Genomic DNA, 9,936 nt, shown 5'->3' with positions numbered 1-9,936 from the left:
TGATTGCCGGGCTTGGCCTTGCGCTGGTCTATCTGAGCCTGTTCCACCTCGGCGCCAACAGCGGTCAGCTGATCCCGGGCGCTCAGAACGGCGCTGAGATTCTGCACGCGTACGTACAATACACGTTCGGCAACATGGGTAGCGCGTTCCTGGCGATACTGATTTTTGTGGCCTGTCTGGTGACGGCGGTAGGGCTGACCTGCGCCTGCGCGGAGTTCTTCGCCGAATATCTGCCGCTTTCATATCGCACGCTGGTCTTCGTGCTGGGGCTGTTTTCCATGGTGGTGTCCAACCTGGGCCTGAGCCATCTGATCCAGCTGTCGATTCCGATCCTGACCGCCATTTATCCGCCGTGTATCGTGCTGGTGTTGCTGAGCTTTACGCTGCGTTGGTGGAATAATAGCCGCTACATTGTGGCCCCCACGATGCTGATCAGTCTGGTCTTCGGCGTGATTGATGGCGTAAAATCGTCGGCCTTTGCTTCCTGGTTGCCTGAGTGGGCGAACTACCTGCCGCTGGGTCAACAAGGGCTGGCCTGGCTGTTGCCGTCGCTGGCCGTGTTGCTGGTGGCTGCCGCCTACGATCTGCTTATCGCTCGTCAGACAGCGACCGCACGTACTTAGTACGGCAAGAGGGATTTGCACCACAGGCTTCGGCCTGTGGTTTTTTCGTTTGTAAAACAGGGTTGCTTTAAATATGGAACAAGAGTCCAAGCTCAAGCGTGGCTTAAGTGCGCGGCACATCCGTTTTATCGCCTTAGGTTCGGCGATAGGAACCGGTCTGTTTTATGGTTCCGCCAGCGCCATTCAGATGGCGGGTCCCAGCGTTCTGCTGGCTTACCTTATCGGCGGAGTCGCGGCTTATATCATCATGCGCGCACTGGGAGAGATGTCGGTCAACGATCCTCAGGCCAGCTCCTTTTCCCGCTATGCGCGCGATTACCTCGGTCCTATGGCGGGCTATATCACCGGATGGACCTACTGCTTTGAAATGCTGATTGTGGCGATTGCCGACGTCACGGCCTTCGGTATCTATATGGGCGTCTGGTTCCCTGCGGTTCCGCACTGGGTCTGGGTGTTGAGCGTCGTGCTGATCATCGGGGCGATAAACCTGATGAATGTGAAGGTTTTTGGCGAGCTGGAATTTTGGCTGTCCTTCTTCAAAGTCGCGACCATCATTCTGATGATTGCGGCGGGTATCGGCATCATTATCTGGGGGATCGGCAATGGCGGCCAGCCGACCGGTATCCATAACCTGTGGACCAACGGAGGCTTCTTCAGTAACGGGATAATGGGGATGATACTGTCGCTGCAGATGGTGATGTTTGCCTACGGCGGCGTGGAAATTATCGGTATCACCGCCGGTGAAGCTCAGGATCCGCGTAAATCCATCCCGCGAGCCATCAACTCCGTTCCCTGGCGTATTCTGGTGTTCTACGTAGGGACGCTGTTCGTCATCATGTCCATCTATCCGTGGAATCAGGTCGGCACCAGCGGCAGTCCGTTCGTGATGACCTTCCAGCACATGGGCATTAATGCTGCCGCCGGTATTTTGAACTTCGTGGTGATCACGGCGTCGCTGTCGGCAATTAACAGCGATGTGTTCGGGGTAGGGCGGATGCTGCACGGTATGGCTGAACAGGGCCATGCGCCGAAAGTGTTCATGCGCCTGTCGCGTGGCGGTATTCCGTGGGTGACGGTGGTGGTGATGATGGTGGCGCTGTTGGCGGCGGTCTATCTGAACTACATCATGCCGGAGAAAGTGTTCCTGGTGATCGCTTCTCTGGCGACCTTCGCGACGGTATGGGTATGGATTATGATCCTGTGCTCCCAAATCGCTTTCCGCCGCAAGCTGAGCCGTGAACAGACGAAAGCGCTGGCGTTTCCGGTGCCGGGCGGAGCGGTGACTTCTGCGGTAGGGATTGTTTTCCTGGCGTTTATCATCGGTCTGATCGGCTACTTCCCGGATACCCGTATTTCTCTGTATGCCGGATTTATGTGGATTGCGCTGTTGCTCGTCGGTTACTTCGTGTTCCTGCGACGCAAAGCAGCCTGATGACCCTGAGTCGGACCGCGTGAGCGCATAGGCCTGTCCGGCGTAAGTCACAGCAAATAAAAAACCCCGCGGCGACCACCGCGGGGTTTTTTTACGTCAAAAGCCGTGAATTACAGCTTGTTGGCGTTCTGAGACAGGTATTTGGCAACGCCGTCCGGAGACGCGCCCATGCCTTCTTCACCCTTCACCCACTGCGCCGGACACACTTCGCCGTGCTCTTCGTGGAACTGCAGGGCATCGACCATACGCAGCATTTCATCGACGTTACGACCCAGCGGCAGATCGTTGACGACCTGATGGCGCACGATGCCGTTTTTGTCGATCAGGAAAGAACCGCGCAGAGCGACGCCCGCATCCGGATGTTCGATGCCGTAGGCTTTCTGAATTTCGCGTTTGATGTCTGCCACCATCGCGTATTTCACTTCGCCGATACCGCCTTTGTCGATAGGGGTGCTGCGCCAGGCGTTATGGACGAATTCGGAGTCGAAGGAGACGCCGACGACTTCAACGCCGCGCTTCTGGAACTCTTCGTAACGGTGGTCGAAAGCGATCAGTTCTGACGGGCACACGAAGGTGAAATCCATCGGCCAGAAGAAGATGACGGCCGGTTTACCGTTGATGTGCTCTTTCAGGTTGAAATTTTCAACGATCTCTCCGCTGCCTAAAACGGCGGCGGCAGTGAAATCGGGGGCGGGACGAGTGACCAGAATCATAATAACTCCCGTGGTGGTAAATGAGTAAAGCGGAGGGAAATAAACCCTAGCGAGTATAGGTATTTCGTCAGGGTGAATAAAGGGAATGTCGGCCAATCAATGAGATAGGTTTTGCCTATTGCATCAATTGGTATTGCTTTCCGAGGTCGACCGATTAGCTCGTCGCTGATGATGACAGCCGCCCGCTCTTTACGGTCTCCATCATGACGGGATAAAACTGCCAGAACAGTGTTTCAAGCTGATGATAGTGACGCTCCACCTCCTCGAAAGAGCCCGCCAGCGCCGCCAGACGAGGGCGACGCAGCGCCATGCGGTACAGGACTTCGCCGATAAACGGAAGCTCGGCATAGCGCTCCAGCCAACGTTCGGTCCACAGATAGTTGTTCAGATTGCGGAAACGCTCCGGGGTCTGCGGCAAATGCGGTTCTATCTCTCCGCGGGCGTCGGCGACGAATTGCGGCAAGGTGACGTGGGGCGACAGTCTCGTCCAGTGCCGCGCCAGAAAATGGTCCCACAGCACGTCGAGCGTAATTGGCGCGACGCGACGATAGTCGGCGCTGAAATAGCGGCACGCGGCGCGGACTTCCGGCAGGCTGTCCGTCAGGCTGTCTATTCGGCGATGCAGCCGAATGCCGGCGACGATCTCGTCGGGAAAAGTGCCGTCGGGATTACCACGGACAAAGTCAGCCATCAGGTTTCCCAGCAGGGAGCTGTCGGCCAGCGTGGCTAAATGGAGATGGGCGAGAAAATTCATCCCGGCAGTATAAGTGCAATTCCTCTCACAGACCGCTTATTTCTTGCAGCCGGTCGTTCCCGGCTCTAGACTAGGCCGCCTCTTTTTCCCTCTGTCAGATAGCTAAGTGAATAGTCATGCGTGTTGCCGATTTTTCGTTTGAACTCCCTGAGTCTCTCATCGCCCATTATCCCCAGGCGCAGCGTAGCGGATGCCGTTTGCTGTCGCTGGATGGGCCGAGCGGAGAGACGTCTTTGGGCATCTTTAGCGATTTGTTGGACAAGCTGGAACCCGGCGACCTGCTGGTTTTCAACAATACGCGCGTGATCCCCGCCCGACTGTTCGGACGTAAAGCGAGCGGCGGCAAGCTGGAAGTTCTGGTAGAGCGTGTACTGGACGAACATCGGGTGTTGGCGCATGTGCGCGCTTCGAAGGCGCCTAAGCCGGGCGCGGAGCTGGTGCTGGGCGAGGATGAAAGCGTAGCGGCCACGATGCTGTCCCGTCAGGATGCGCTGTTCGAAATTCGTTTCGACGATCCGCGCGACGTGCTGACCATTCTCAACGATATCGGCCACATTCCGCTTCCGCCGTATATCGACCGTCCTGATGAGGATGCCGACCGCGAACTGTATCAGACCGTCTACAGCCAGCGTCCCGGCGCGGTCGCAGCGCCGACCGCCGGTCTGCACTTCGATGAGCCGCTGCTGGCAGCGCTGCGCGATAAGGGCATCGAAATGGCCTTCGTCACCCTGCACGTCGGGGCGGGCACCTTCCAGCCGGTACGCGTGGACAGCATTGAAGATCACGTGATGCACGCCGAGTATGCGGAAGTCCCGCAGGACGTCGTGGATGCCGTGCTGGCGTGTAAAGCGCGCGGCAATCGAGTGATTGCCGTCGGCACGACGTCCGTCCGTTCGCTGGAAAGCGCGGCGCAGGCCAGTTCGGAGGCGATGATTGCTCCGTTCTTTGGCGATACCCGCATCTTTATCTATCCCGGCTACCACTATCGCGTGATCGATGCGCTAGTGACCAACTTCCACCTGCCGGAGTCCACGTTGATCATGCTGGTCTCCGCTTTCGCTGGCTACCGTCACACCATGAACGCCTATCGTCAGGCGGTGGCGGAGCAGCTACGCTTTTTCAGCTACGGCGATGCGATGTTTATCACGCGTAATCCCGAGGCAGAGCAGGAACACGTCGGCGAATAAACCGATTATTACCGGCGGCATAGGCCGCCAGCAGTGCCTATTTATAGGTCATCAACAACGACATCAGACTGTTTCTCTGGTGCTGGAGGTTAAGTGAAGTACGAATTGTTTACGACGGATGGTCGTGCCCGCCGCGGACGACTGGTGTTTGAGCGTGGCGTAGTCGAAACCCCGGCCTTTATGCCGGTGGGGACGTACGGCACGGTTAAAGGCATGACACCGGAAGAAGTGAAAGAGACGGGGGCGCAGATCATTCTGGGCAACACGTTCCACCTGTGGCTGCGCCCGGGGCAGGAGATCATGAAGCTGCACGGCGACCTGCACGACTTCATGCAGTGGCATGGACCGATCCTGACCGACTCCGGTGGCTTCCAGGTATTCAGCCTGGGGGATATTCGCAAGATCACCGAAGAAGGCGTCCATTTCCGTAACCCGATCAACGGCGATGCGATTTTCCTCAGCCCGGAAAAATCGATGGAAATCCAGCACGATCTGGGATCGGATGTCGTGATGATTTTTGACGAATGTACGCCGTATCCTGCCGACTGGGACTACGCCAAACGCTCGATGGAAATGTCGCTGCGCTGGGCGAAGCGTTGCCGTCAGCGCTTCGACGAGCTGGGCAACGGCAATGCGCTGTTCGGGATCGTACAGGGCAGCGTTTACGAAGATTTACGAGATGTGTCGGTAAAAGGGCTGGTAGACATTGGTTTTGATGGGTACGCTGTGGGCGGCCTGGCGGTCGGTGAGCCGAAAGCGGATATGCATCGCATTCTGGAACACGTCTGCCCTCAGCTTCCGGAAGACAAACCCCGTTACCTGATGGGCGTTGGGAAGCCGGAAGATTTGGTGGAAGGCGTGCGACGCGGCGTAGATATGTTCGACTGCGTGATGCCGACCCGCAACGCCCGCAACGGTCACCTGTTTGTGACCGATGGCGTGGTGAAAATTCGCAACGCCAAGCATAAGGATGATACCGCGCCGCTGGATGCCGAATGTGATTGCTATACATGCCGCCATTACAGCCGTGCTTATCTGCATCATCTTGATCGCTGTAACGAAATACTCGGCGCGCGTCTCAATACCATCCATAATTTGCGCTATTATCAGCGGCTGATGGCAGGTTTACGCCAGGCTATCGAAGACGGTAAATTGGATGACTTTGTCACCGCATTTTACCAGCGTCTTGGTAAGCCGGTTCCGCCGGCGATTGACGCAGTATAAGGCGTATAAGCAGTATGAGGGCGGCGGCGGACGTCGCTCCCTTGACGTTATTTGGTTTGATCACTTTTTCGTTTTTATAAAGAGGAAACTTACATGAGTCTTTTCATTTCCGATGCCGTTGCAGCAACAGCGGGGGCTCCGGCGCAGGGAAGCCCTTATTCTCTGATCATCATGCTGGTCGTGTTCGGTCTGATTTTTTACTTCATGATCCTGCGTCCTCAGCAAAAGCGCGCCAAGGAACACAAAAAGTTGATGGATTCCATCAGCAAAGGGGATGAAGTGCTGACTAACGGCGGCCTGGTAGGTCGTGTGACTAAAGTCTCCGAGAACGGCTACATCGCTATCGAACTGAACGAAAACAACGAAGTCGTGATCAAACGTGATTTCGTAGCCTCCGTGCTGCCGAAGGGTACTATGAAAGCCCTGTAATTTTTTGCCTTTTCCCAAAGGGAACTACCGTGTTAAACCGTTATCCTTTGTGGAAGTACATCATGCTGATCGTGGCTATTCTCATCGGTCTGCTGTATGCGCTTCCTAACCTATATGGTGAGGATCCGGCGATTCAGATCACTGGCGCGCGGGGTGCCGCCGCCAGTGAGTCTACGCTGGTCCAGGTCCAGAATGTCTTAAAAGAACAGAATCTTTCCAGCAAGTCGATTGCGCTTGAAAACGGCGCGATACTGGCTCGTTTCTCCAACCCTGACGTACAGCTCCGCGCACGTGAAGCGCTGCTCGGCGAGCTGGGCGACAAGTTTGTCGTTGCGCTCAACCTGGCTCCCGCTACTCCGCAATGGCTGAGAATGCTGGGCGCTGAACCCATGAAGCTGGGGCTCGACCTGCGCGGCGGCGTACACTTCCTGATGGAAGTGGATATGGATACCGCGCTGGGCAAGCTGCAGGAACAAACCATGGATTCCCTGCGCAGCGATCTGCGCGAGAAAAACATTCCTTACGCTTCCGTCCGCAAGATTGATAACTACGGCGTCGAAATTCGCTTCCGCGACGGTCAGACCCGCGATCAAGGCGTCAGCTATCTGACATCCCGTCACCGCGATCTGGTGATCAACGCCAATGGCGACGCGACGCTGCGTGCGGTCATGAGCGATGCGCGACTGAGCGAAGCCCGCGAGTATGCGGTCCAGCAGAACATCAACATTCTGCGTAACCGTGTGAACCAGCTGGGTGTTGCCGAGCCGTTGGTTCAGCGTCAGGGCGCTGACCGTATCGTCGTCGAACTGCCGGGTATCCAGGATACGGCGCGCGCGAAAGAAATCTTGGGCGCGACGGCGACGCTGGAATTCCGTCTGGTTAACTCAAACGCGGATTCAACGGCTGCCGCCAGCGGACGCGTACCGGGTGACTCAGAAGTGAAACAGATGCGTGAAGGCGGTCCTGTCGTGCTGTACAAGCGCGTGATTCTGACCGGCGACCACATCACGGACTCAACGTCCAGCGCTGACGAATACAACCGTCCTCAGGTCAACATTTCTCTGGACAGCGCCGGCGGCAACATCATGTCCAACTTCACCAAGGACAACATCGGCAAACTGATGGCGACGCTGTTCGTGGAATATAAGGACAGCGGTAAGAAAGATGCCAACGGCCGCGCCATTCTGGAGAAACAGGAAGAGGTCATCAACGTCGCGACGATTCAGTCGCGCTTGGGCAACAGCTTCCGTATCACCGGCATCAACAATCCGAACGAAGCTCGCCAGCTGTCACTGCTGCTGCGCGCCGGTGCGTTGATTGCGCCGATTCAGATCGTCGAAGAGCGGACCATTGGCCCGACGCTGGGGATGCAGAACATTACTCAGGGTCTGGAAGCCTGTCTGTGGGGCCTGATCGCGTCCATCGTGTTTATGGTGGTTTACTACCGTAAATTCGGGATTATCGCGACGACCGCGCTTATCGCGAACCTGGTGCTGATTGTCGGGATCATGTCTCTGCTGCCCGGCGCGACGCTCACCATGCCGGGGATTGCCGGTATCGTGCTGACGCTGGCGGTGGCGGTCGATGCGAACGTGTTGATTAACGAACGTATCAAGGAAGAGCTGAAAAACGGGCGTACGGTCCAGCAGGCGATCCACGAGGGTTATAAAGGCGCGTTCTCCAGTATCGTGGATGCCAACGTGACGACCCTGATCACTGCCGTGATCCTGTATGCGGTCGGTACCGGCTCGATTAAAGGCTTTGCCATCACCACCACTATCGGGGTTGCGACCTCGATGTTTACGGCGATTGTCGGTACCCGTGCCATCGTGAACCTGCTTTACGGCGGTAAACGCATTAACAAGCTGTCTATCTGAGGAGTGCGTTGTGGCACAGGAATATACTGTTGAGCAACTCAACTACGGCCGTAAAGTCATCGACTTTATGCGCTGGGACAATCTGGCGTTCCTGATTTCCGGGATTCTGCTGGTGATTTCGCTGGTGCTGATCGGCGCCCGCGGCTTCAACTGGGGACTGGATTTCACCGGTGGTACGGTGATTGAAATTCATCTGGAAAAACCGGGCGATCTGGACGAAATGCGTCAGGCGCTGGAGAAAGCCGGCTTTGCCGACCCTCTGGTTCAGAACTTCGGCAGCAGCCGTGACGTGATGGTGCGTATGTCGCCGAACGTCGGCAACTCCGGGCAGGAGCTGGGTAATCAGGTGTTGAACGTGATTAACCAGAGCACCTCCCAGCACGGCGAAGTGAAACGTATCGAGTTCGTTGGACCGAGCGTGGGTAACGATCTGGCGCAGGCGGGCGGCATGGCGCTGCTGGCGGCGCTGATCTGCATCCTGATCTATGTCGGCTTCCGTTTTGAATGGCGTTTGGCGCTGGGCGCGGTTATCGCGTTGGCGCATGACGTCATCATCACGCTGGGCGTGCTGTCGCTGTTTCAGATCGAAATCGATCTGACCATCGTGGCCTCGCTCATGTCGGTCATCGGTTACTCGCTGAACGACAGTATCGTGGTCTCCGACCGTATCCGTGAGAACTTCCGTAAGATCCGCCGCGGTACGCCGTACGAGATCATGAACGTGTCGCTGACGCAAACGCTGAGCCGCACCATCATGACGTCCGCCACCACGCTGGTGGTGGTGCTGATGCTGTACATCTTCGGCGGTGCGATGCTGTCAGGCTTCTCGCTGGCGATGCTGATCGGTGTCTCCATCGGTACGGTGTCTTCGATTTACGTCGCGTCCGCACTGGCGCTGAAGCTGGGCATGAAGCGCGAGCACATGATTCAGCAGAAAGTCGAGAAAGAAGGGGCGGACCAGCCGTCGCTGTTACCGTAACGTTCTATTTCGATACGCAAAAAACCCGCCTTTCGGCGGGTTTTTTTTGGCTTGTGTGACGGTGCTCGGCAGAAAACGGCGGGCAAGATGATGCCCGCTATCAAACCCATTCGTTAGTGCGCCGGTGAGGAAATGTGGCCCGGCTGCGGCGCCATCCCGGTGACCTTCTCGATATCGTACAGGCGAATGAAACCCAGCTGTTCAGGCGGCAGGCCGGTCAGGCGCAGCGCGATGGCGGCTTCCCATTTGGAAACCAGCGTTTGCGACACGGCGAAGGACTGGGTTTGCGCGCCATCCGTCAGCGGCTTTCCCGATGCGTCCAGTTCGCCCCAATCTAAATGCGCGCGGAAATTCGGCAACGTTCCACCGTCGATCAGTCGGATATGCAACTGGGCGTATGTCCCGCTGGCTTCCTGCGAAACATGGCTGAGAGAGACGCTCAATCGGCCGATCGCGCTGTCCACCAGCGCATAGTTTTTGGCTGCTGGCAGCAGATAAACGCCCGCGTAGGAGTGTGCATTCAGGGCATTTTGGCGTTCAAGCGCCACGGCCTGTTCAGCCAGCGTCTGCAACCGCTGATTCAATTGGCTGATCTCTTGCTGCACCTGAGGCAGCTGTTGCTGTTGAGCGCACCCTGCCAGTGCGATCAACGTTGGCAGCATCGTCAGCAGACGGAAACGGACGGTCATGAAAGAGTCTCCTTGAGAAACGGCGAACA

At 56.9% G+C, this 9,936-nt stretch carries 10 protein-coding genes; 7 read left to right on the top strand and 3 right to left on the bottom strand.

The window, feature by feature from the left end; all coding sequences use genetic code 11:
- The coding region (locus tag Q7O77_RS10170; RefSeq protein WP_304166562.1) for a branched-chain amino acid transport system II carrier protein at positions 1-623 on the top strand (623 nt) is incomplete at its 5' end.
- A gap of 73 nt (positions 624-696) precedes the next feature.
- On the top strand, positions 697-2,055 hold the full coding sequence (proY, locus tag Q7O77_RS10165) for a proline-specific permease ProY (protein ID WP_304166559.1): 1,359 nt from the start codon (positions 697-699) through the stop codon (positions 2,053-2,055).
- A 110-nt stretch (positions 2,056-2,165) separates the two neighbouring features.
- On the opposite strand, the gene Q7O77_RS10160 is transcribed toward proY, so the two are convergent.
- Both Q7O77_RS10160 and Q7O77_RS10155 read right to left on the bottom strand, forming a co-directional pair.
- Complete coding sequence (locus tag Q7O77_RS10160) at positions 2,166-2,768, bottom strand: peroxiredoxin C (RefSeq protein WP_304166556.1); 603 nt, start codon at positions 2,766-2,768, stop codon at positions 2,166-2,168.
- A gap of 154 nt (positions 2,769-2,922) precedes the next feature.
- Entirely contained in the window at positions 2,923-3,522 is a 600-nt protein-coding gene (locus tag Q7O77_RS10155) for an ACP phosphodiesterase (RefSeq protein WP_304166553.1), read from the bottom strand.
- 116 nt (positions 3,523-3,638) lie between these two features.
- On the opposite strand from Q7O77_RS10155, the gene queA reads away from it, so the two are divergent.
- The 5 genes from queA (at position 3,639) to secF (ending at position 9,218) form a co-directional block, all read left to right on the top strand.
- Positions 3,639-4,709: a tRNA preQ1(34) S-adenosylmethionine ribosyltransferase-isomerase QueA gene (queA, locus tag Q7O77_RS10150; protein ID WP_085651686.1), complete on the top strand. Its 1,071-nt coding sequence runs from the start codon at positions 3,639-3,641 to the stop codon at positions 4,707-4,709.
- 93 nt (positions 4,710-4,802) lie between these two features.
- Positions 4,803-5,933: a tRNA guanosine(34) transglycosylase Tgt gene (gene tgt, locus Q7O77_RS10145; RefSeq protein WP_304166550.1), complete on the top strand. Its 1,131-nt coding sequence runs from the start codon at positions 4,803-4,805 to the stop codon at positions 5,931-5,933.
- A 93-nt stretch (positions 5,934-6,026) separates the two neighbouring features.
- Entirely contained in the window at positions 6,027-6,362 is a 336-nt protein-coding gene (gene yajC, locus Q7O77_RS10140) for a preprotein translocase subunit YajC (RefSeq protein ID WP_026738805.1), read from the top strand.
- A 29-nt stretch (positions 6,363-6,391) separates the two neighbouring features.
- Positions 6,392-8,239 carry a protein translocase subunit SecD gene (secD, locus tag Q7O77_RS10135; protein WP_304166547.1) on the top strand — a complete coding sequence of 616 codons (1,848 nt, stop codon included), beginning with the start codon at positions 6,392-6,394 and terminating at the stop codon, positions 8,237-8,239.
- Positions 8,240-8,249: 10 nt separating this feature from the next.
- Positions 8,250-9,218, top strand: coding sequence for a protein translocase subunit SecF (secF, locus tag Q7O77_RS10130; RefSeq protein WP_027063691.1), 969 nt, complete (start codon positions 8,250-8,252; stop codon positions 9,216-9,218).
- Between the two features lie 113 nt (positions 9,219-9,331).
- Here the strand turns inward: secF and Q7O77_RS10125 are convergent.
- Positions 9,332-9,936 (bottom strand): DUF3251 domain-containing protein (locus Q7O77_RS10125; protein WP_369696216.1); only part of this gene is annotated, 605 nt, incomplete at its 5' end.

The sequence above is a fragment of the Lonsdalea britannica genome (genome assembly GCF_946477055.1).
Lineage (GTDB): Bacteria > Pseudomonadota > Gammaproteobacteria > Enterobacterales > Enterobacteriaceae > Lonsdalea > Lonsdalea britannica_A.
Note: the sequence above shows the minus strand (reverse complement) of the source record. Positions and strands in the feature narration are given on the sequence as shown.

Bases quoted from the DNA above. Each gene is read 5' to 3' on its own strand.
- proY (WP_304166559.1), top strand. From the start codon at position 697: ATGGAACAAGAGTCCAAGCTCAAGCGTGGCTTAAGTGCGCGGCACATC.
- Q7O77_RS10160 (WP_304166556.1), bottom strand. From the start codon at position 2,768: ATGATTCTGGTCACTCGTCCCGCCCCCGATTTCACTGCCGCCGCCGTT.
- Q7O77_RS10155 (WP_304166553.1), bottom strand. From the start codon at position 3,522: ATGAATTTTCTCGCCCATCTCCATTTAGCCACGCTGGCCGACAGCTCC.
- queA (WP_085651686.1), top strand. From the start codon at position 3,639: ATGCGTGTTGCCGATTTTTCGTTTGAACTCCCTGAGTCTCTCATCGCC.
- yajC (WP_026738805.1), top strand. From the start codon at position 6,027: ATGAGTCTTTTCATTTCCGATGCCGTTGCAGCAACAGCGGGGGCTCCG.